General features: G+C 69.9%; 20 protein-coding genes. 3 read left to right on the forward strand and 17 right to left on the reverse strand.

Annotated features, from left to right (window positions below):
• Window positions 1-43: 43 nt before the first annotated feature.
• The 17 genes from V5A53_RS01525 to V5A53_RS01605 all read right to left on the reverse strand — a co-directional run bounded on the left by V5A53_RS01525 (window position 44) and on the right by V5A53_RS01605 (window position 17061).
• Window positions 44-643 carry an NUDIX hydrolase gene (locus V5A53_RS01525; protein ID WP_332311793.1) on the reverse strand — a complete coding sequence of 200 codons (600 nt, stop codon included), beginning with the start codon at window positions 641-643 and terminating at the stop codon, window positions 44-46.
• A 25-nt stretch (window positions 644-668) separates the two neighbouring features.
• Complete coding sequence (locus V5A53_RS01530) at window positions 669-1136, reverse strand: DUF7109 family protein (RefSeq protein WP_332311794.1); 468 nt, start codon at window positions 1134-1136, stop codon at window positions 669-671.
• Between the two features lie 26 nt (window positions 1137-1162).
• Window positions 1163-2383 (reverse strand): MFS transporter, encoded by a 1221-nt coding sequence (locus V5A53_RS01535; protein WP_332311795.1) that lies wholly within the window; start codon window positions 2381-2383, stop codon window positions 1163-1165.
• A 98-nt stretch (window positions 2384-2481) separates the two neighbouring features.
• Entirely contained in the window at window positions 2482-2946 is a 465-nt protein-coding gene (locus V5A53_RS01540; RefSeq protein WP_332311796.1) for a hypothetical protein, read from the reverse strand.
• A gap of 31 nt (window positions 2947-2977) precedes the next feature.
• Complete coding sequence (locus tag V5A53_RS01545; protein ID WP_332311797.1) at window positions 2978-4069, reverse strand: aldo/keto reductase; 1092 nt, start codon at window positions 4067-4069, stop codon at window positions 2978-2980.
• A gap of 67 nt (window positions 4070-4136) precedes the next feature.
• The gene (locus tag V5A53_RS01550; protein ID WP_332311798.1) at window positions 4137-5285 is read right to left on the reverse strand and encodes a DHH family phosphoesterase; all 1149 of its coding nucleotides are present in this window, start codon (window positions 5283-5285) and stop codon (window positions 4137-4139) included.
• Window positions 5286-5335: 50 nt separating this feature from the next.
• Window positions 5336-6217: an SDR family oxidoreductase gene (locus tag V5A53_RS01555; RefSeq protein ID WP_332311799.1), complete on the reverse strand. Its 882-nt coding sequence runs from the start codon at window positions 6215-6217 to the stop codon at window positions 5336-5338.
• Window positions 6214-6642: a DUF5791 family protein gene (locus V5A53_RS01560; protein ID WP_332311800.1), complete on the reverse strand. Its 429-nt coding sequence runs from the start codon at window positions 6640-6642 to the stop codon at window positions 6214-6216. Before V5A53_RS01560 ends, V5A53_RS01555 begins: the two co-directional genes overlap by 4 nt.
• A 45-nt stretch (window positions 6643-6687) precedes the next feature.
• Window positions 6688-8199 (reverse strand): stage II sporulation protein M, encoded by a 1512-nt coding sequence (locus V5A53_RS01565; RefSeq protein ID WP_332311801.1) that lies wholly within the window; start codon window positions 8197-8199, stop codon window positions 6688-6690.
• Between the two features lie 39 nt (window positions 8200-8238).
• Complete coding sequence (locus V5A53_RS01570; protein WP_332311802.1) at window positions 8239-11133, reverse strand: DUF7286 family protein; 2895 nt, start codon at window positions 11131-11133, stop codon at window positions 8239-8241.
• Window positions 11130-11933 (reverse strand): DUF7284 family protein, encoded by an 804-nt coding sequence (locus V5A53_RS01575; protein ID WP_332311803.1) that lies wholly within the window; start codon window positions 11931-11933, stop codon window positions 11130-11132. The genes V5A53_RS01570 and V5A53_RS01575 overlap by 4 nt, the downstream gene beginning before the upstream one ends.
• The gene (locus tag V5A53_RS01580; protein ID WP_332311804.1) at window positions 11918-12340 is read right to left on the reverse strand and encodes a DUF7285 family protein; all 423 of its coding nucleotides are present in this window, start codon (window positions 12338-12340) and stop codon (window positions 11918-11920) included. The genes V5A53_RS01575 and V5A53_RS01580 overlap by 16 nt, the downstream gene beginning before the upstream one ends.
• Window positions 12321-12788, reverse strand: coding sequence for a DUF7283 family protein (locus tag V5A53_RS01585; protein ID WP_332311805.1), 468 nt, complete (start codon window positions 12786-12788; stop codon window positions 12321-12323). The genes V5A53_RS01580 and V5A53_RS01585 overlap by 20 nt, the downstream gene beginning before the upstream one ends.
• Before the next feature lie 23 nt (window positions 12789-12811).
• On the reverse strand, window positions 12812-14500 hold the full coding sequence (locus tag V5A53_RS01590; RefSeq protein ID WP_332311806.1) for a type II secretion system protein: 1689 nt from the start codon (window positions 14498-14500) through the stop codon (window positions 12812-12814).
• Complete coding sequence (locus V5A53_RS01595; RefSeq protein WP_332311807.1) at window positions 14491-16278, reverse strand: ATPase, T2SS/T4P/T4SS family; 1788 nt, start codon at window positions 16276-16278, stop codon at window positions 14491-14493. Before V5A53_RS01595 ends, V5A53_RS01590 begins: the two co-directional genes overlap by 10 nt.
• Window positions 16268-16726 (reverse strand): DUF7311 family protein, encoded by a 459-nt coding sequence (locus V5A53_RS01600; RefSeq protein ID WP_332311808.1) that lies wholly within the window; start codon window positions 16724-16726, stop codon window positions 16268-16270. The genes V5A53_RS01595 and V5A53_RS01600 overlap by 11 nt, the downstream gene beginning before the upstream one ends.
• The gene (locus V5A53_RS01605; protein ID WP_332311809.1) at window positions 16723-17061 is read right to left on the reverse strand and encodes a DUF7310 family coiled-coil domain-containing protein; all 339 of its coding nucleotides are present in this window, start codon (window positions 17059-17061) and stop codon (window positions 16723-16725) included. The genes V5A53_RS01600 and V5A53_RS01605 overlap by 4 nt, the downstream gene beginning before the upstream one ends.
• 82 nt (window positions 17062-17143) lie before the next feature.
• On the opposite strand from V5A53_RS01605, the gene V5A53_RS01610 reads away from it, so the two are divergent.
• From V5A53_RS01610 to truD, 3 genes are all read left to right on the forward strand, one after another.
• Window positions 17144-18424, forward strand: a complete 1281-nt coding sequence (locus tag V5A53_RS01610) for an MFS transporter (protein WP_332311810.1) — start codon at window positions 17144-17146, stop codon at window positions 18422-18424.
• Window positions 18425-18531: 107 nt separating this feature from the next.
• The gene (locus tag V5A53_RS01615) at window positions 18532-18669 is read left to right on the forward strand and encodes a hypothetical protein (RefSeq protein WP_332311811.1); all 138 of its coding nucleotides are present in this window, start codon (window positions 18532-18534) and stop codon (window positions 18667-18669) included.
• A gap of 46 nt (window positions 18670-18715) precedes the next feature.
• Window positions 18716-20044, forward strand: coding sequence for a tRNA pseudouridine(13) synthase TruD (gene truD, locus V5A53_RS01620; RefSeq protein WP_332311812.1), 1329 nt, complete (start codon window positions 18716-18718; stop codon window positions 20042-20044).
• The last annotated feature ends 30 nt before the right edge of the window (window positions 20045-20074 follow it).

The raw sequence follows: 20074 nt of genomic DNA on the forward strand, positions 1-20074 counted from the left end.
TTTTGTGGCCGCCCCGAATCCGCCTCCCGGCATCCTCGGACCCTCACACCGGGAACTCTGCGTCGGGGTCGACCACGCGGTCGACCTCTTCGGGCATCTCCCAGTCGGTCGCCAGTTCCAGGAACTGCACTAGCATGCGACCGGTAGCGCCCCAGACGGTGTAGCCGTCGACGCGGAAGAAGTGAATCCGAAGCGGGCCGTAGTGCTGGTGGTCCCGCCGTTCGGATTCGTAGTTGTCGAGGTCGGTCAGATCGTCCAGCGACAGCACCGCGATCTCGGCCACTTCCCGCTCGTCGGGCGTGTATTCGCGGTCCGGCACCCGCGCGACGAAGGGGCGGACCCGGTAGTCGGTCACCGTCGGGATGTCGTCGAGGCGGCCGACGACCTCGACCTCCTCGGGCCGGAGGCCGATCTCCTCGTCAGCCTCGCGTTTGGCGGTGGCTTCGAGGTCCGCGTCGCTGGGTTCGTGGCCGCCGCCGGGAAAACTCATCTGGCCGGGGTGTTCGCCGAGGTGGTCGGCGCGCTTGGTGAACACGAGATAGTGGCCATCGTCGCGGGTGATGATCGGCACGAGGACGGCGGCGTCTCGCTCCCCGCCGTCGAGGGCGACCGCCTCGTGTGCCATCACCCGCTCCCAGTCCATATTCGCCATGTCGGGCCGGGCGCTCTTAGTTTGTCTTGTTGTCGGCGTCGTCGAGTCGGTCGCGGATATCCGAGAGGTCGACGCCGCCCCACGCCTCGATGTCGTAGCTGACATCCAGCAGTTCGTCGGCCCGCTCGGCGTCGCCGGCGGTGACCGCCTGCGCGGCCTCGGTCCGCAGGCGCTCTTCGGCGGCCCGCGCCACGTCAGCCCGGTCGACCACCCGCGTTTCGGTATCGAGGATGTGCGGCAGGTCCTCGGCGCCGTCGGGCATCGTCGGGAAGGCCGCCGGCCCCGGTGCCAGCAGTTCCTCCGGTTCGTCGTCGTCGGCCTCGAACCGCACGAGCGCGAAGGCCGAAAGCGCCTCTTCGATGTCGTCCTCCGGCGGTGCTTCGCCCCGCCGGTAGGCCAACTCCGAGCAGGCCGCATCGAGTTCCTCGCGGGTCAACGCCCCGAAGAGGTCGACGATACCGGCCAACTCGTCGGCGGTAAACATGTACGGGCGTCCGCTTGCGGGCGCCGTTAACGTTCCGGCTGGCTGGCGGTGCTCGGCTCGCCAGCGGCCCTGTGCGCCGCCCCACCGGCCGGCAGCCATCCAGCCTTATACAGGCCGAACAGGCCGACGACGATGATGCCGAGGACGCCGGCCAGCGTCTGGAAGGCGACGGTGTAACTGACGCCGCGGGAGACGGCGATACCGACGCTGCCCGACCCGAGCGCCTGCACCAGCATCATCGACGACGAGAACAGGGCGTAGGCGCTGGCCCGGTGGCGGTCCGGCACCGACGCCAGCATGTAGGTGTCGACCGCGGGAAACAACGAGTGGATGACGTAGCCCAGAACGAGGCTGACCACCGCGACGACGTAGACGCCCTCCGCCAGCGTCAACGCGAGGACACAGACCGCGAAGCTCCCGACGATGGCCAAAAGCAGCGGGACGTTCGGTACCCGATCGGCGAGCCGCCCCGTGATGAGAAACGCCGGAACGCCCGCGGCGAACATCAAAGACAGCAGCGTCCGGCCCGTCGCCGGGTCGATACCCTTGACGACCTCCAGGTAGTCACCGTAGAGGTTGAACAGCCCGTTCCACAGGAAGCCGGCAGCACCGATGAAGGCGATACCCGTGAGGATGATAGGCCACTGGGCACGGCCCGCCTCGATGAGACTCCGGTCGGCCGTTCCCGCCTTCGGCAGGTCCGCCCGACGGGCCGCGAACACCAGAAACGCCGTCGCCGCGGCCGCGAGCGCCGAGATGAAGAGGAACGTCGTCCGCCAGTCGCCGACGAGCAGAATCGCGCTGACCGCAAGCGGCGCGACGACGGCCGCGAGTTGACTCGACATACCGTGCACGCCGATGACTTTCCCCACTCTTTCCGGGAAGAGTTCGCTCACGAGCGGGTTGGCCGCGATGAAGTACATCCCGCTGGAGAGACCCATCAGGAACGCGCCGACCGCCAGATGCGTCACCGAGGGCGACAGCGCGGCGAACGCCGAGGTGAAGACCAGAAGCGTCCCCGTCGCCGCGACGACCCGGTGTCGGGAAACGCGGGTCAGCAGATAGCCGGTCGGCAGTCGCGGGGCCGCACTTCCCAGCCACGCCGCGCTGGTGACGACGCCCAGCGAGGCCGCCGATACGTCGAAGTCGGCGGCCGCTGGCTGGACGATCGGCGCGAAGACCACCCGTGCGAGGTTGACCAGAAACACCATCGCACAGAGGGACCCGAACAGTTCTCGACGGGACACATCCGGCCTTCGATTGGCCGCCGTTTGAAAGGCTCGGACCGACCCCGCTGTGGGTGCCGCTGTCGTGGGATTCGACCCCCAACACCACCGATTCCGATTCAGATAGATTCGACGGTATCCCGCACGCGCTGGAGGTACTCGTCCTCGCTTATCTCCCGGTCACCCAACTGCTCGACCCATGCGGCCTCGACGTAGAACTCGCCGAGTACGTCGTCGTTGTACGCGTAGGCCGTCGTCTCGAAACGGTCGATGTCGATCCCGTAGTACCGGCCATAGGAGTTGGCGACCGCGACGGCGACGTGCTGGACCTCCTCGCGGAACGCCGAGGTGCTCCCGGCGTCGCTGTAGTATTCGAGACCCAGAGTGGTCCCGTCCCACTCGATGGTCTGAACGTCGATGTCCCGCTCGTCGAGTTGCGAGCGGTACTCGGCGACGAGGTCCTCGCGGGAGGGCGTCGGAACCGGTGTCGGCGTCCCTGTCTCCGTCGATTGGCCGCCGCTACAACCGGCTACTGCGGCGCTTATGGCGGTTCCGAGCGCGGCGAGATAGCGACGGCGGCGCATATCGCCCCGTATCCGACGCCGACGTATCAGTCTACTGGAAGACGCTATCGAAGGCGTCCGCACCCATCGGCGAGAAGGTGCCGGCGCCGACGTTCTCGGCGACGTGTTCCGGCGACCCCATCCCGACGAGCGCGGAGGTGACTCCGGGGGCGCTCCGGGCGAAGTTGAGCGCGCGCTGGGCGGCCGTATCGCCCGCGAGGCGGGAATCGACGGCCTCAGGAATCTCGGTCGGGTTCGTCAGGTCACCCTGCAGCAGCGACGCCGAGGTGAAGACGTCGAGGCCGGCCTCGCTGGCGAACCACAGCGCGCTCTGTTTCCCGTCGGCACCCTCGTGAGCCTCGAGGGTGAAGGCGTCGGCCATGTGGACGTTGAAGGGCAACTGGACCGCCCGGAAGTGCGTCGCAGTCGTGCCCGCACGGTCCGAGGCGTTGCGGGCCCGGGAGACGACCTCGGGCAGCGAGAGGTACTTGTCGTGGTCCGGCGGGACGCGGAAGGCCTCCCACGTCGCCACGCCGTAGTGGTCGATATCACCCGCCTCGGCGCGTTCTTCGAGGCGGACGAAAGCGTCTTCGAGTTTCTCGTAGACGGTTTCGCGGTCGAACTGGGCGAGTTGGGCCTCCGGATTGTGGACGTAATAGAGGTCGATGGAGTCGAACCCGAGGTTCGAAAGCGACCGGTCGAGGCTCCAATCGAGGAAGTCCGGCGAGAGGCAGTTGCCCATCACGAGGTCCTCGCGGTCGACGACGCCGGAATCGAGGAACTCCGATTCGACGTATGCGGAGGCGTCGGCCGGCCGCTCGCCATCGAAGGGGACGAACCCGCCTTTCGTCGAGACCATGACGGCATTGCGGTCGATATCACTGTCCCGAATCGCCTCGCCGACCACCCGCTCGGAGCGCTGGTGTCGGTAGTTCACCGCGGTATCGACGACGTTGATGCCGCTTTCGAGGGCTTCGACGAGGGCGTCGTGGTAGGCCGCGTCGGCTTCGTCGGTCGCGTCGCCGAGATAGGTCCCGACGCCGACCGACGAGACGAGACAGTCAGCGAACCGCCGGAAATAGGTGCGACCGAAGGACTCGTGGAAGCGGTCACGATAGGCCCACGTCGCCGATTTCGTCGCCATACCCGCGATAGGCGGGTCGGACACAAAAGCACGCTGGCGGACGACCGCCCACCGACCGGTCGGCAGGCTACAGTTCGCCGTTCATCGCCGCGAAGAGTCGCGGTTCGAGCTCGACCGTCTCGCCCGACACCTCCTCCGATACCGGGAGGTCCACCCGTCCGCCGCCCATCCGCGCGTGACCACCCGCGCTGGCGTCCGAAAGCGACCCCAGCGCCCGCTGGAGGGTCTTTCCCATATGAACCCTGTCGTCACGTGACCGCCCCGAGAGGTGGACCGTTCCGTCGGCTTTGCCCATGACGACCGAGACGGTCACCCCTTCCAGTCGGACGAGTTCCTCCGCCGCGGTCGGCAGGGCATCGAGGTTCGACACCGTATCGACATCGCTTACGAGGAACGACCCCTCCTGCTTCCGGTCGTTGATGGCCTTGGCCTTCAGCTCGAGGGTATCCCCGTCGATCTCGGGGTTGGCGATCCGATCCAGCGAATCGGCGTCCGCCGCGGGAAAGAGGAAGGCCGCGGCCTCGAACTCCGCGGGCGTACAGCCGCGGGTGAACACCGTCGTATCCGACTGGATGCCGTACAGCAGGCCGGTCGCCAGCCGCGGCGAGATCGCGTGTTCATCCCCGCCCGAATCGTTCGTCCAACCGCGGTCCCGCAGGTACTCGGTGAGGATACTCGCACAGGCCCCCCGTTCGGGGCGCACGTCGGTGAAGACCTCCCCTTCGCCGTTTCCGGGATGGTGGTCGATGACAGCGTACGGTTCGATGAAGTCCGCGCCGCCGAAGCCGCGTGGTTCGTTGTGGTCGACGAGCACCACCTCGTCGCCGGCCAGTTCCGACGCCGTCTCGACCCGCTCGAACGAACAGTCCAACACCGTTTCGAAGGCCCGGTTCTCCGGATGGCGTATCTCACCCGGATACTGTATCGTCGCGGACGTCCCGACGACCTTGGCCAGCGCCGCAACGGCCATCGCCGAGCCCATCGCGTCCGGATCGGGATTCGGGTGCATGAGAACGCAGATGTGCTCCGGAACGGAGATCGCGTCGACGAACTCGTCGCCGAGTGTTCGTTCGAATCGAGACCACAGCACGACCGCAAAAAGCAGAATCGCGATGACGATCGAGACGGCGACGAGCGCCTGCTCGGACGGCCCACCGAGTTCCTCCAGAACCCCCTCACCGACCGCGAGTAGGTCCTCGGCCGCGGTCTGCTGCATAGCCCGACATAACTCGGCACCGAAGTAAGTACTTCGGGTACCAAACCCGTCTATTGCCGGCTCCGATACGCCTCGATGGCGTCACGGTAGCCCGCACGATAGGTCGGATACTCGAACTCGTAGCCCAACTCGCGGAGCCGGTCGTTCGAACAGCGCTTGCTCGTCAGGATGCGCCGTCGGGCCGCCTCCGAGAGGTCGTCGTCGAGGCGCTCGGCTTTCGTCCGCTTGGGCGGCCGCTCGACGCCGCATTCGTCGGCCAGCCAGTCGGCGAACGCCCACTTGTCGACCGGTTCGTCGTCGACCGCCAACAGGAGTTCGGCGTCGGTCTCGGTCAACATGAATCGGACGACTCCAGCGGCGTCGGCCCGGTGGATCATGTTCAGATACCCCTCGGTGACCGGCCCCTCCAGATACCGTTCGAGCCGGTAGCGGTCCGGGCCGTACAGCCCCGCAAAGCGGGCGACGGCGCCGTCGATGCCGTGTTCGGGCGCCTCCTCGCGGGCGATGCGTTCGGCCTCCGCGAGCACCGTCGTCTTCTTCGTGGTCGGCTCCAGCGGCGTCTCCTCGTCGACCCAGTCGCCGTCGTGGTCGCCGTAGACGCCCGTACTCGACGTGTAGACGAGTCTGTCCGGCGAGTCGTCGCGAGCGCCGAATTCCTCGATGGCGGTCCGAAGCCCCTCGACGTAGACCCGGCGAGCGGCCTCGGCATCACGGCCGCCCGAGGACGCCGCGAACACCAGCGCGTCCACGTCGGGGACCGCATCGAGCGCACCTGCATCGGTGACGTCCGCCTGTACGGCCTCGGCACCGGTCTCCTCGACGGCCGCCAGACCCGCTTCGGAGCGACGAACACCGACCACCTCGTGGTCGTCGGCCAACTGGCGGGCGAGCGCGAGGCCGACGTATCCACAGCCGAGAATTCCGACGCTCATCGTTTCTTGCTCTCGATGAACTGGTGGAGCAAGGCGAGTTCCCGGAGCTTCATCGGAAACCGCCCTTCGAGCTTCGATTGGATCTCTTTCGCTTCGAGTTGGCCGCCGATGCCCGATTCGACGGCCTCGACGTCGAGGACCGCCATCGACATCCCCATCATCAGGTCGTCGCGGACGAGCATGGCGATGGTTTCGGCGTCGGGGGCGTCCGCGAGCACCGACAGGATGGCGGCGGCCTCTTCGAGGGTGAACTCCGGCGTCTCGCCGTCCAGCAGCGCGCGGAGCCGCGAGGCCTCGACGCCGGATTCTTCGGCGACTTTCTCGACGCCGTGGGCCTCGACGGCCCCGATGAGTTCGGCTTCGTAGCGTTCGTGGAGTTCTTCCGGGGTGTGCGCGCCGGGATCGTCGGCGACTTCGTGAAGCATATGCGTCCTTCGGGTTCCCGCCCTCAAGTACGATTCGGGGTCGGCCTACAGGAACGGTCGGTAGTAGTACGGGCTGACGAAGCCCTCGATGACCGCCGCGATGACGAGCAGGACGCCCAACCCGACGGCGACCCAGAAAGCGCGTTCGAGGCTGTCGGCGAGGGCATCGACCGACATCCGGCCCCGGGCAGTCAGCCAGCCGGCACCGCCGAGCGAGAGCCCCAGCGCACCCGCGATGACGAACGCTGGGATCTCGATGATGCCGTGCGGGGCGACGAAGGCCAGCAGTTCCGGAAGCGTCTCCTCGGTGCGGGCGACGACGCCGAAGACGAACCCGTTGAAGAACAGCGCGATAGCGGCCGGCACCGCGAGCGCGAGGCCGGCGAAGGCCGTACTCACCGCGACCGTCCAGTTGTTCGCACCGAACTCGATGGCCGCAAACAGCGGGTCGTGGTCGGCCAACCGCTCGGCGATGGACGTCGATGCGGTGCCGAGGAACGGCTCGACGGCGACCCAGCCGACCGCGAAGCCGCCGAGCGCGACCGAAAGCGAGACGACCTGCAATATCGGGTTGCTTCGAACGAAAGCGAACAGTTCGTCGACGCCGCGGTAGAGGCCGGCCTTCAGCCGCTCGCTCGTCGGTGCTTCGGGGGTCGATGGCGGGTCGACCGTCCCCCGGTAGTCCGCGTAGAAGCCGGTTTTCACGAGATCCAACCCCGGCGACAACAGGACGAACCCGAGCACGCCGACGAGGGCGCCGGCACCGCCGACCGCCAACGCTCCGGCGACCGCACCCAGCACCAGCAGGCCGGCGAGAGCGATGAGGGCGTACGCGCCGGCTGCAGTCGGGTTGGTAGTGAGGAAGTCGAGACCCCTTCGGACGCCATCACCGAACGACACACCGTCGACGACGACCGCGACCGCCGCGAAGACGAACGTGAGGCGGATTCCGACGAGTAATCCGACGGTTACCGGGATGGCGGCGAGCACGACCAGTACGCCGACGAGCGGCGAGACCAGCGAGACGACGCCAACCACGAGGCCGACGCCGGCGAGCACCAGCAGCCACAGGACGGTCTCCAGCACGCGGAGGGCGAGTATCGACAGCCAGTAGCGGCGGGCACCGCGGAGGGCAGCCGTCGTACCCCGCTCCGAGCGCAGTCGCGCGTGGCTGGCCGAAAGCTGGGCCGCCGCAGCAACCGCCGCGAGAACCACGGAGACGACCACCGTTGCCAGTAGCGTTACCGCGACGATGGCAACGGTCGTCGGCGTGACGACCGTCTCGACGAGCGGGGTGACCTCTCGAACCCACGCGTCGAAGGCCTCCGGGTCCGTTTCGGTGGCTGGCGGCGGGTCGAGATCGCGGGCGGCCAGTTCCGCTCGAAACCGGGCGAGCCGGCCCGTCGTTTCGAGGTACAGGTACGCGAACGCGAGGCCGAAGAACGCGACGACTCGCGTGATCGCGGGCACGGCCGGCGTCAGGAAGTACGCCGGGAGGATGTCCGCCGGCCGGTGGAGGACCGCGGCGGCCGACTTGAGGGCGGTGGCGGCGTCCATACCCCCAGTTCCGTGGCCGGTTCCAAGAAGCCTCGGCCGTCACGGCGGCCACCCCGAGGAGCGTTCGTCGGCGACGCCGTCGGTGTCACCGACCCCGCGCGGCCCCGGCGGAACCACGACCACGACGGCCGTCGAGACCCGGACCGGAACGCGTTCGGCGGTCCCGAGACGGGCGTTCCGTGTACCGATGCGGACCGTCCGGCCGCCCCGGATGTAGGTGACGGCGCTCCCCGGCCCGCCGCGGTCGGCCCGGACGACGAACCGTTCGTATTCGCCGCCCGCCTCGACGTACCAGACGTTGGCGGTCGCATACCAGTAGCCCGGAACCGGCGCGACCGGCAGGCCGGCCGGCAGCGCGCCGAGGCGCTTTCCGAGAACACGCTTGCGCTGCTCGGCGAGTTCGGCTTCGAGCACATCGGCACCCCGATTCTGCAGTTCGTCGCTGTACTCCGCACGGAGGTCCTCGGGAATCGGCGTCGTCACACTCCGTGGCGGGCGGGCGCCCTCCTCGGCGAGCGCCTCGTCGAGCGTCGTTCGCAGGCGGATGCGGAGCCGGTCCCGTTCAGCCTCGCTGTCGGCGACGGTCACCGCCGCGCGGTCGGCGGTCGTGCCGTTCGCCAACGCCAGCGCCGTCTCGGCGGTCCCGGCATCGGTTTCGAGTGCTTCGCGTGCGGCCGTCTCGGGGATTCCCTCGTCGACCATCGCGGCCACGAGTTCGCCACGGACGTAGGCGGTGGCTGATTCGACCTCGTGTTCGAGGGCCGCCGGGTCGGTTCCCGGCGTTTCGTCGGCGGCCCGAAGCGCCGAGGCGGCCGTCGAGAGAGCGACCCGGTCGGCCCCGAGATAGGGGACGCGGTCGACGATGGACTGGGCGGCGCCGTCGTGGGGTGAGGTGAAGACGTTCACGTTCCGGGTCGCAAGCGGCGTCACCTCGCCGCCGCCACGGGCGCCGATGCGGTCGCGAGCGACCGGCCCCGTGGTGAGATAGGACGGGCCGGTGTCGACAGCAAGCGATAGGTTCCCTGCTGGATCTTCGAGGCGGGGCGAGTCGGGCCGTCGGGCCGCCCGATGGGCCGCCAACGCGCCGTCGAGGCGGTCGGCCGGGAGGCGCTCGCCGAGCGCGGCCTCGATGCCGGCGTTGGTTTCGGCGTGGTCGGCGGCCCGGGCGTCGAGTTCGGCCGCCAGCGCGTCGAGGTATGCGGCCCGAACCGCTCGTTTCGTCCGCGCGGCGGCCGACGGTGTCGACGAGCCGAGCAGTTCCTCGCGACGGTCGGCGAGGCTCTCGCGCAATCGAGCCGGCGGGTTTGCCCGTCCGGCACCGATCGCCGGCGCGGGCAGGCGAACGGTGTGGTTGCGCGTCTCCTCGCGGAGCGAACGGAGGTCGCCTCGGGCTTCGGCCGGCGGAACCGTCCGGTTGGCGGTCGCCATCGCGGTCGTCGGCTCCCACCCGTCGGTGACGGCGGTTCGTGCTGCCGTTCGAAACCCACCCACCTCCTGAAGCGCATCGTCGGTCGCCCGGTCGGTCGCCGCCGACAGCGCGCCGTCGAGTCGGCCGCTCGGCACGTCGTCGATGGGCGCAGTCCGGGCGCGGACCGCGACGGTAACACGGTATCGGCGCTCGCTCGTTTCGACGGTCGTCCGCGTTCGGTTCCCTCGGCGCCACGTCCGGGTGACGGTCGTCGTCTCCGTCGCGTCGAAGGCCCGGGTTCGCCGCGTCTCCCAGCCCGCCCTATCGTCCGCCGTCACATCGACAGATGCAAGCGAGACGGTCGTCTCGCGCCGTTCGTCGAGGAACACCCACCCGTCGCCGGGTGAGTCGCCACCGGCCGACCGACCGCCTCGCCGGTCGACGGAGACGTCCACGCGCGCCTCGACGGTGTGTGCGCGGTCGATACGGCGGGACAGGTTGTCACCGCCGTCGATGCCGACGACCGCGGCGTAGGCGTGGTCGGCCGAGCGGTTGACGCCGACGGGGACCTCCGCGGGCGGCGGTTCGTCGCGCCACGTCCCGACAGGTTGATTCGCCGAGTCGGCCGGTCGAACCTCGTCAGCACCGCGTAGTACCGCATCGACCCATTCCTTGTCGCCGCCGCCCCCGAGCAGCGCATCGGTCGTCGCGACGCGCCGACCGGCGGCCGCGACCCCTCGATGGCCGTCGGGGTCCGCGGCGCCGAAGACCGCCCGCTGTTCGGCCACGAGCGCGTCGTTGGTCGCCAGTTCGACGTGGCGCGTGCCGACGACGTTGGCTATCGGCGCGCCGCCGTGCTGGGCGTAGCCCCGGGTCCACGCGATGGGGTAGAGCCGCGCCGTCAGTCGGCGAGCGACGCCTTCGTCGGTCACCGGCGCGGTCGCCCGCCGCTCGAAGCGCTCGGCGCTGTCGTGGAGCAACAGCGCGGGATTGGCGACGACGAACGTAGGCGACCGCGCCGTTTCCGTGATTTGTCGCCCGTCCTTGGTCGCCGTCAGCGTGATCCCCTCGATGGTCACCCGTAGAGCCGCCTCATCGGTACCGGCCCGTTCGACCGTGACGCGTTCGATGACCTCGCGGTAGCCGCGTGTCGTCGGCTCGACCGGCGACAAGGAGGCCATAGCGGTGACACCTCCCCGTTCGACCGCCACCGGGTCGAGACGCTCGCGAGCGGCCAGATACAGCCGCAAGCGGAGCGCGTCCCGAAACGGCTGGCTGTCGTTCAGCGCCCGGCCCGCCGTCGTGTTCGCCGGGCGCGTAACGGGGGCGGCAGCGGCCTCGGTCGCTGCCTCGTCGGCCGCCGCTCGGAGCGCGGTCATCGATTCGGCCGTTGCACCGTCCATCGCCCGGTCGACCGACGGCTGGTCGGCAGGCGCCTCCGTGCCGACCGTCGCGGTCAGCGTCGTGCTGGAGACCAGCAGGAGCACCCCAACGAGCGCGAACGGGACGCGCGCACGGTCGTTCATGTATCCCACCGTCGGACGACGACGACCGCTCGGTCGGGCGAACTCGCTTCGGCGGCGGCTCTCGGGGTGTCGTACCGCTTCCGAAGGTCGGCTTCGAGCCGCTCGGCCAGCGCGGCCGCAAGTCGGTCGTTGGCCCGCCGCGCGCTCGCGTCGGTCAGCGCCGCCTCGGCGTTCACGTCGAGCGTCCCCGCCATCGCCCGATACCGGTCGGCCGTCGCTGGCGCGGTCCGCTCGTCGACCAGCGCGGCGCGAGTCCGTTCCGGCGGGAAGCGCCACTCGACGTACGCCCCTGCGAGTGCTCGCGCCAGTTCCGCGAACGACTTCGGCGTCGTCTCCGATGGGTCGATTCCCGTCTCGACGACGGACCGCGTGACCGCGACATCGGCGTCGGCCGGCGGCGGCTCACCCGCCGTCGTCGTCCCCCGAAGCGGCGCGTCGGGATAGGGTTCCCAGCGCGCCGTGACGGCGACGCGTCGGTCCGTCGTCGCGGTGGTCTCCGCGGCGACCGCGGCGGCGTAGTCGCCGTTCGTCAGCGAGTCGCCATCGAGGGACGCGTTCGTGGCTGCCGCCCGTCCGAGGTGGTCAGCGGGCGTCCCGTATGCCGTCCGATTTCGGGAAACAGGGACACTCACGGTCGCGGTTGCCAGTGTCCTGGCAGTGGTATCCGACCCCGCGTCGAGCGAACCGTCGACCGAGTGACGCCCGTCCTCCGGAATCCCGACGGCCAGCGTCGTCATCGCCGCGCCGACCAGCAGGAGACAGACCGACACGTCGAGGACGGTACTCACGCCGCGGGCCACACGCACACCTCCAGTCGGCCGGGACGGACCGTCCCCGGCGCGGTTCGAGCGCTCACCCGGCGCTCGACGCAGTCGGCATCCGCCACCCGTGACGGGCCTGCCTGCCACCGGTGCTCGCCGACAGACAGCGTCGCGTTCAGCCGATAGCCCGTCGGGCGGGCCGCCTCGGCGGCCGTCGACAGCCGCGGGTCGACGACCCCGAACGAGGCGGCCTCGTCGACGAAGGCGTCGGCCGCCGTCGGCGCCATCTCCCGGTCGTCATCCAGCGCCGCGAGCGCCCCGTCGAGGGCGCCGGCGTAGAGGCTCAGTCCGACGCCGACCGCGAAGACAGCCGCCAGCGCCGCCAGCGGTTCGACCTGCCCCCTGTCGGGGGACGACCCCGGCGCTCTATCCGACGAGGACGACATCGGTTCCCTCCCACGCGACGCGTCTGACCAGCAGGCGCTCGGTGCGGTGCCACGTCGGGTCGGCCGCCCGCCGCTCGGTGATCGCCCGCTCGAAGCTCTCGGGGGATGCGAAGACCGTCTCGGGCGGTTCGCCACGCAGAACGCGCCCGAGCGGCGTTCCCTCGGGGGCGAAGACGACCGGACCGTAGCCGAGACGGGCGTGGGCCGTCCCGCCCGGCCCCCGTAGCGACAGGGTGTCGGCACCGGCTCGAACGGCGTCGGCGTCCGCCATCGGATGCCGGCCGACCGAGGCGTGCTCGCTGGCGGCGACGCTGTCGACGGTTCGGGCGGCGCCGTTCGCGTCGGGCGGCGCGGCGGCGGGCATCGCGCCGGCGAGCGTGACGGTCGCCCCGCTGGCGACCGCGAGGCCGAGATAGACGTACCAGGCGTCGACGGGAACGTCGAACATACGCCTGCTGGCCGCGTTTTCGGTTATAAACCCCCGGCCGTGGCAGCGGTCGCGGCGAAGCCCGCGAGGTACGTCGCCGTCGCCAGTGGCAGGGCGATGCCGACCCGGTAGCCGACCGTCGCGCGGTCGAGTCCGCGTGAAAGGCCCGTCGCCAGCGCCGTCAGGACGACTGCTGTCAGAAGGACGTACGCGCCGATTGCAGGTCCGAGCGCGGCGACCGCAGGCGCGCTCCCGTCGATTCCGGTGCTGGCACTGGCCGCGCCGACGTCGATACTGTCGGCCAGCGCGACCGTCGCGCCGCCGACCAGCGGGCCGAAGAAGGCTCCAGTGTTGCCCAGCGTCGCGGTGACACGGCCGAGGTCGCGGCGCGCTTCCGCTTCGACCCGCCCGAGCGCGTCGAGGTGGTCGGCGGTCTCCACGAGCGCGCGACCGGCCGGCGGCCCCTCACGCGCGGCCAGTCCGAGCAGTCGGGCGGCGCTCTCGCCACGTCTGCTCGGAATCCCGTCGAGCGTGCCTTCGAAGGCGGGTTCGATGCCCACGCGAAGCTGTCGCCCACGTCGTTCGGCCGCGGTGAACGTCTCTCCAACGACGCCGTCGAGGTCGGCGGCCGCGTCGGCAACCGCGCGCTCGACGGCCACGCCGTCGGCCACCCGCCTGCCGACCAGATACAGGGCGTCCGGGAGGCCGTCGTCGAACTGCGAGGCTCGCCGCCGGACCGCGACAACGGGACGGAACCGAACGATGAACACCGTTCCGACGCCGAACCCGGCGGCCGCGAGTGGGCGCGTCCACGACGGTAGGACGGCATCAGCGGCGAACCAGCCACTGACTGCGACTGCCGCACCGGCCGCGAATGGCGGCCACCGACGGTCCGGCACTGCGGGATGCTCACGGCCGACCGGAACCGGCGGGAAGGCCACAGGGCGGGCCGCCAACAGCCATCCCGCTGCACAGCAAAGGCCGGCGGGCAACAGCAGGTCGTAGACGGCGACGATGGCTGGAAGAGCGGTATCGACGCCGGCGGCGCCGGCGGCCGGGAGGACGGCCACAAGCGCCAGCGGCAGGAGGACGCCGAACGCGTAGACGGCGGTCGTCGGTCCCTGCAGGGCGTCGGCAGCCTCGGCCGCGCGGTCTTCCGCGCCGTCGAGGACCGTCTCCATCGCCCGGTCGAGCGCCCGGTCCCGCTCGCCGTCGGGCGCGTTCGCGGCCGCTTCCAGCAGCGTTACCGCCCGATAGAGGGCGGGAAACGGCTCGCGCCACGCGTCTGCGAACGCACCGAACCCAGAGCGAGACGTGCCCCGCGCCCGTCGGACGTGTTCGGCGAGTCTGTCGCCAAGCAGACCGTCGGTCTTCGCGGCGAATTCGGCCGCCCCCTCCGCCGTAGGGGCGATTCGCGTGCGTAAGACCGCCCGCCCGACGAGCGTCGGCGCGGAACCAAGCGCGCGGCTTTCACGCAGGTTGGCGACCGCGAGAACGCACCCATGAGCGGCGACGGCCGCGCCGACGCCAAGACCGGCGGCCACGAACAGGAGTTCGACCCGCCCGGCGACGAGGGCGACGACAGCGACAGGAACGGCCACGAGGAACCCGACCACGTCGGCCGCGGCCGCCAGTTCCGAGGGGTCGCGGTCGAGAAGCGGCGCGACCTCGGCGAGGGACGCGGGTGCCGTCTCCCGCGGTGAGAGGGCCGCGAACCGGCCGATTACGTCCATCCAGCCAGTCGTTCCGCTCGTGCCTCGATGTCCATCCGTACGTCGGTGGCCGTCTCGTTCGGTGCTGCGAGGTCGGCGATGGCAGGGCAGTGCTCGAGGCGGAGACTACCGCTGCCGCCGTCCGCCACCATCTCGAAGTCGACCCCATCGTCGGTCCGCCGAACCGCCTCGATGGCCCGGAGCCGCCGCGTCCGGCCGTCGCCGTCGTCGTAGGCCTCCACCGTGACGACGAAGTCCGTATCGGCGAAGGCGGTTTCCGGAACGCCGAGGTCGGTGACGACCCGTTCGCGGACGGACTCGCCACCGCCGCCGTGAATCGTCCCGAGGACCGCGCCGTCGGCCGCGCCGACCCGCATCGCCTCGTAGAGGACTTTGGCCTCCTCTCCACGCACCTCGCCGACGACGAGCGCGCCGTCCCCGAGTCGGAGGGCGGTCCGCAAGGCCTCGGTCGGTGCGATGGAGGCCCCGTCGCCGGTCGCAACCCGGAGTGGCTGAACGTCGCGGCCAGCCGACTGAAGTTCCTCGACCGGGAGTTCGGGCGTGTCCTCGATGACGACGGTTCGGACCGACGTCGGCAGTTCCCACAGCAGGGCACCGAGCAGCGTCGTCTTGCCGGCCCCGCGGGCACCAGCAAGGAGGACGGCCGCGCCGCGCTCGACGGTGACCGACAACAGAGCCGCGGGTTCCGGGTCGAGCGTTCCGTTTTCGACGAGGTCGGCCAGTCGGAACGCTGACTCGTCGTGGGCGCGGAAGGTGAACCCGACGCCGTCGCTGACGGGATCGGTGACGCCTGCGACACGGACCCGCCGGCCGCCCGCATCGACGGTCGCATCCAGCGTTGGGCTGGCCTTCGAGAAGGCCCGGCCACTGGCCCGCCGGAACCGCGAGGCGAGGGCGGCCGCGCCGTCGGCCGTCAGCCGAATGTTGGTTCGCATCGTCTCGCCGTCTCGGCGGATCCGGATACGGTTGTCCTCGACCGGCGCGGTGACGAACGCGTCGGTGACCTCCGGGTCGGCGAAACAGTCTTGAAGCGCACCGAGGCCGCGAGTGTGTTTTTCGAGGGCCGTCGCCAGCGTTTCGACGGGCTGTCCGGGGTCGGCGACCCGTCTGACCGCGCGGCCGGGCGCTCGCTCGCCACCGCTGACGCGTCCCTCCGCGAGGCGCTCGTGGGCCGCCGCCAGCGTCGCCGTCGCCTCGGTATCCAGCCGATGTTCCGCGGGGGTGAGATGGTAGGTCGGCAGGCCCTCGCCGGCGTAGTGGCGGACGACCGCGCCGGTATCGAGTTCGTAGCGTTCGGTCAGCGTCGCGTCGGCCGGCGGTCGGGTCGCGACCCGCGATCTGGCGACCGTCGGCCCGACGCTCGGCCGGAGCACCGTCTCGTAGTCGGCACCGAGAAACGCCGCGAGGCCAGTTTCGGCGGCGATACAGGCCAGCGGCTCGCCACGCCCCGAGGCGACCCGGGCGGCACCGAGCGGGTCCTCGCGGGCGCGTGTCGCGAGGTCGGCATCGTGGAACGTCGCGGCCTCGGCGAAGCGCCCGGCGGCCACGAGCAGAGCCGCGGCCTCGTCCTCGTAAGCGCGCTCGAAGCCCGACGCGCGGGTTCGCACGGCCGTCACGTCGCGGTCTTCCAGTGCCGCGACGACGGTCGCGCGGCAGGCCGGTTCTTCGGCGAGTCGCCCCTCCCCGGCGCAGTCGTCGCTGTCGACGTGAAGGCGGTCGTCATCGACGGTCGGGACACAACCGCAGTCGGCCGTCGGGCCGAACAGGCTATCCAGCATGGGGCGGTTGGCCGCGGCTTGCCTTTTCAACCCTCGCTCGCCGGATTCGAACGACCGACTCGCCGTCGACCCGGTACAGCGAGAGCCGGAGGTCGGTCCGGCGCTCGATGCGGAGCGGCGCATCGACGCGGATCGGAATCTCGCTTCGGACCGTCCGGTTCGGGCCCGTTCGTGGCACCCAGACCAGCCGGTCGTCGGCGACGTGAAGTCGGCCGCCGTCGGTGAACGTCGGCTGGGGTGGGCGGAGCGTGACCGTCGTCGTGGCTGGTGAGCGTCGGGGGTCGACCGGATCGTTGCTGGCCGCGAGCAGTTCGGCTTCGGTCGCGAGCGCGTCCAGTTCGCTCGTCGCGAGCGCGGCGTTTCGGTCCCGTTCGGCTCGCTCGGCGGCGGGCAGGCTGGCGCCGAGGAGGGCCGTCCCGAGGAGGACCGCCAGCACGACGCGAATCACGGTCGGAGACGTTCGAGGAGTGGTTTCTCGTCCTCGTCGTCGGCGTCGGTCGTGGGGGCGTCTTCGCGCGCTTGCCGTCCTGCCCCCACGGTCCGTTCCAGCGCCTCGGCTTTCCGGAGCGCGCGGTCGGCGCGGCGTTCGACGTCCTCGTTGACCGAGCGGACCGATCCAACGTAGCCGCGGAGTGCCTCGACGGCCGCTTCGAGTTCCGCGATTCGGGATTCGAGTTCGTCGACGCGCTCGGTGCGGTCGATAGGTTCGTCCTCGGAGATGGCCCGCTCGACGGCATCCAGGCGGCGTTCGATCGATCGGCGGTCGGGGTTGGGCGACGACATACTGCCGCTGGTCGCGTCTTGGTTTATAAACCCCCGTCGGCGAATCGAAACCGCCTTTCGGGAAACCCCCGGACGAGGGGACGTGAGCGACGGCAAACGGTTGCAGTTCTGGGTACTCTATCTGACCCGCTTCGCCGAGGGGTTCGGCTTTATCACCCTGCTGACGCTGCTGCCGACGTATATCAACACGCTGGACCCGCAGGCCACGACGGTGTTGGGCCTGACCATCAGCGCGGGCTTCATCATCGGGATGTACACGACCGGTTTCACGCTCGCCCAGACGGCCGCCGTCGTGCCGCTGGCGTGGGCCGGCGACCGCTTCGACAAGCGGACGGTCCTGCTCGTCCTTCTCGCGGCGGGCGCCGGGGTGTACGCCCTGTTTCCGGTCGTCGACTCGTCGGCGTCGTTCATCGCGATACGGGCCCTGCAGGGCGTCGTCGTGACCGGCGCGGGGCTGATGAGTCTCTCTTTGGTCGGCCAGATCGCGACGACCGGCACCCGTGCGAAGGCGATCGGACGGGCGAACGCTGCCTCCTTTGCGGCCTCGATTCTCGGGTCGCTGTTGGCCGGCGCCATCTACGACGCGGTCGGGTTCGGACCGGTTTTCATGAGTATCGTTGCGCTGATGATCATCGCGTGGGTCGGGCTCTACGGCCTGCTCGACGCCGACGACACCCGCGTCGAGGGCTTTCCGTTCACGGACCTCGCATTGAATCGCAAGATTCTGACCATCACCTCCTTCCGGTTCCAGTACGCCTTCGCGGTGACGATGGTCCGGACGTGGGTGCCGATCTACGCCGGGACTGCGATGGCCTCGGGCGGCCTCGGCGTCGCGGCGACCGCGGTCGCGCTGACCGTGACCGCCGAGAAGGCGACGAACATGGTCGGCCAACTGTTCACCGGCCGCCTCTCCGACCGGACGGGCCGAGCGATGTTCGTCTTCGCTGGCGGTGGCGCCTACGGCGTGGTGTCGCTGGCGATCCCGTTCTCGACGGACCTCGGCGCCCTGCTGGGAACGCCACTCTCGCTTCCGATTCTGGGATCGGTCCCGCCGGCATACGTCCCGCTCGTCCTCCTGTCGGGGCTTCTGGGCGTCGTCGACTCCTTCCGCGAACCGGCGAGTATGGCGCTTTTCGCCGACGAAGGCACCGAGGACGGCGGCGTCGCCGCCAGTTTCGGCATCCGCGAGTTGGTCTGGCGACCGGGGTCCGTCATCGGCCCCCTGCTGGCCGGGTGGCTGATGGTTGAGGTGAGCATGGCCTCGGTCTTCGTCGTCGGCGGGGCCTTCGCCATCACGGGCGCGCTGGCCTTTCTCGGGATATTAGCCTACGATTACGGACGGAACGCCCTGACCGCGTGGTAACCGCCTCGCCGAGGTTCCCCGCCGATACGGAGTCGACCGGCAGCAATTGCCGGAACTGCACTAACAATCATGAGGTTTAAGGATGCGTAGTTAGTACGGGGGAATAGATGACGTCCGACGAAATCGAACCGATGGTGCCGCGAATGCCTCGACAAACGTCCACCGATACGGTCCGCGCCGACGGCGGCCAGCGGAAACGCTACGACGCCGACGAGGTAACGGCCCCCCTCGTTCCCTCCTTCTGACTTCCGTCTCGTAAGACGCTTTGCACACCGGCGCCCAGCCGGTGGTATGCGCGAGTCCCACCCCGTCGAGCAGGCGGTCGGCATCGACTACTACGTCAGCGAGGCCGACGGCACCGGCGGCCGGCTGCGCGCCCGCCCCGAGGATTTCCGGGTTCGCGAACGCGAATCCTTCGACGTGGACGTCCATCCCGTCGACGCCGACAGCGGGTCGTACCCGCATCTCGTCTTCCGGGCGAAACTCTCCGGGTGGGACACCAACGACTTCGCCTCGACACTGTCGAACGAACTCGAGATCAGCCGCGAGCGCGTCTCGTGGGCCGGCACGAAGGACAAACACGCGATCACGACACAACTGTTCTCGGTGAAACTGCCCGACCGTGCGGAACTACCCGACCTCGGCAACGCCGATATCGAGATTCTCGGCCGAGCGGGCCGGCCCGTCCTCTTCGGTGACCTCGCGGGCAACGACTTCGATGTCGTCGTTCGTGACGCCGAACGGCCCGAGAACGCCGATGAGATCGCCGACGAACTCCGTGCGTTTGCCGCGGATTTCGAGGGCCGTGCCGACGAGATAGCCGTCCCGAACTACTTCGGCCAGCAGCGCTTCGGGTCGAAACGGCCCATCACCCACCGCGTCGGTCTCGATATCGTTCGCGGGGACTGGGAGTCGGCGGCGGTCCGGTACGTCTGTGAATCCAGCGAGCGCGAACCCGAGAACACCCGCGAGGCACGGGAGGAAATCGGCGAGACGCGCGACTGGCAGGCCGCCCTCGACGAACTCCCGGGGCGTCTCCGCTTCGAGCGGGCCATCGCCGCCCGCCTCGCGGAGGGCGCCGAGACCGACGAGGACTACCGCGAGGCCCTGGAACGCCTGCCGACGAACCTCCAGCGGATGTTCGTCAACGCTGCCCAGTCGTATGCCTTCAATCGTATCCTCTCGAAGCGTCTCGACCGTGGCCTGCCCTTCGGCCGTCCCGTCGCTGGCGACGTGGTCTGCTTCGCCGACGACGCGGGCCTGCCGGACCCCGACCGCGCACAGACGGTCGACGAGGGCCGCGTCGATACCGTCGCCCGCCACTGCGAACGCGGCCGTGCATTCGTCACCGCACCGCTCGTCGGCACCGATACCGAGTTCGGCGACGGCGAACCCGCCGATATCGCCCACGACGTCCTCGACGACCTCGGAATCGAACCCGCCGACTTCTCCCTGCCCGGCGAGTTCGATTCGACGGGCACCCGGCGGGCGATTCGCGTGACGACCGACCTCGATATCGCACAGGACCCGCTCACGCTCTCGTTCTCGTTGCCGAAGGGTAGCTACGCGACGGTCGTGGCCCGCGAGTTCCTGAAGGCCGACCCCGACGACCTGTCCTGACAGGGGAGTCCCTCCACGCGCGGGAAAGGG

The sequence above is a fragment of the Natronomonas sp. genome (assembly GCF_036625485.1).
Lineage (GTDB): Archaea > Halobacteriota > Halobacteria > Halobacteriales > Haloarculaceae > Natronomonas.

Bases quoted from the DNA above. Each gene is read 5' to 3' on its own strand.
- V5A53_RS01525 (WP_332311793.1), bottom strand. From the start codon at position 643: ATGGACTGGGAGCGGGTGATGGCACACGAGGCGGTCGCCCTCGACGGC.
- V5A53_RS01530 (WP_332311794.1), bottom strand. From the start codon at position 1,136: ATGTTTACCGCCGACGAGTTGGCCGGTATCGTCGACCTCTTCGGGGCG.
- V5A53_RS01540 (WP_332311796.1), bottom strand. From the start codon at position 2,946: ATGCGCCGCCGTCGCTATCTCGCCGCGCTCGGAACCGCCATAAGCGCC.
- V5A53_RS01545 (WP_332311797.1), bottom strand. From the start codon at position 4,069: ATGGCGACGAAATCGGCGACGTGGGCCTATCGTGACCGCTTCCACGAG.
- V5A53_RS01550 (WP_332311798.1), bottom strand. From the start codon at position 5,285: ATGCAGCAGACCGCGGCCGAGGACCTACTCGCGGTCGGTGAGGGGGTT.
- V5A53_RS01555 (WP_332311799.1), bottom strand. From the start codon at position 6,217: ATGAGCGTCGGAATTCTCGGCTGTGGATACGTCGGCCTCGCGCTCGCC.
- V5A53_RS01560 (WP_332311800.1), bottom strand. From the start codon at position 6,642: ATGCTTCACGAAGTCGCCGACGATCCCGGCGCGCACACCCCGGAAGAA.
- V5A53_RS01565 (WP_332311801.1), bottom strand. From the start codon at position 8,199: ATGGACGCCGCCACCGCCCTCAAGTCGGCCGCCGCGGTCCTCCACCGG.
- V5A53_RS01570 (WP_332311802.1), bottom strand. From the start codon at position 11,133: ATGAACGACCGTGCGCGCGTCCCGTTCGCGCTCGTTGGGGTGCTCCTG.
- V5A53_RS01580 (WP_332311804.1), bottom strand. From the start codon at position 12,340: ATGTCGTCCTCGTCGGATAGAGCGCCGGGGTCGTCCCCCGACAGGGGG.
- V5A53_RS01585 (WP_332311805.1), bottom strand. From the start codon at position 12,788: ATGTTCGACGTTCCCGTCGACGCCTGGTACGTCTATCTCGGCCTCGCG.
- V5A53_RS01590 (WP_332311806.1), bottom strand. From the start codon at position 14,500: ATGGACGTAATCGGCCGGTTCGCGGCCCTCTCACCGCGGGAGACGGCA.
- V5A53_RS01595 (WP_332311807.1), bottom strand. From the start codon at position 16,278: ATGCTGGATAGCCTGTTCGGCCCGACGGCCGACTGCGGTTGTGTCCCG.
- V5A53_RS01605 (WP_332311809.1), bottom strand. From the start codon at position 17,061: ATGTCGTCGCCCAACCCCGACCGCCGATCGATCGAACGCCGCCTGGAT.
- V5A53_RS01615 (WP_332311811.1), top strand. From the start codon at position 18,532: ATGACGTCCGACGAAATCGAACCGATGGTGCCGCGAATGCCTCGACAA.
- truD (WP_332311812.1), top strand. From the start codon at position 18,716: ATGCGCGAGTCCCACCCCGTCGAGCAGGCGGTCGGCATCGACTACTAC.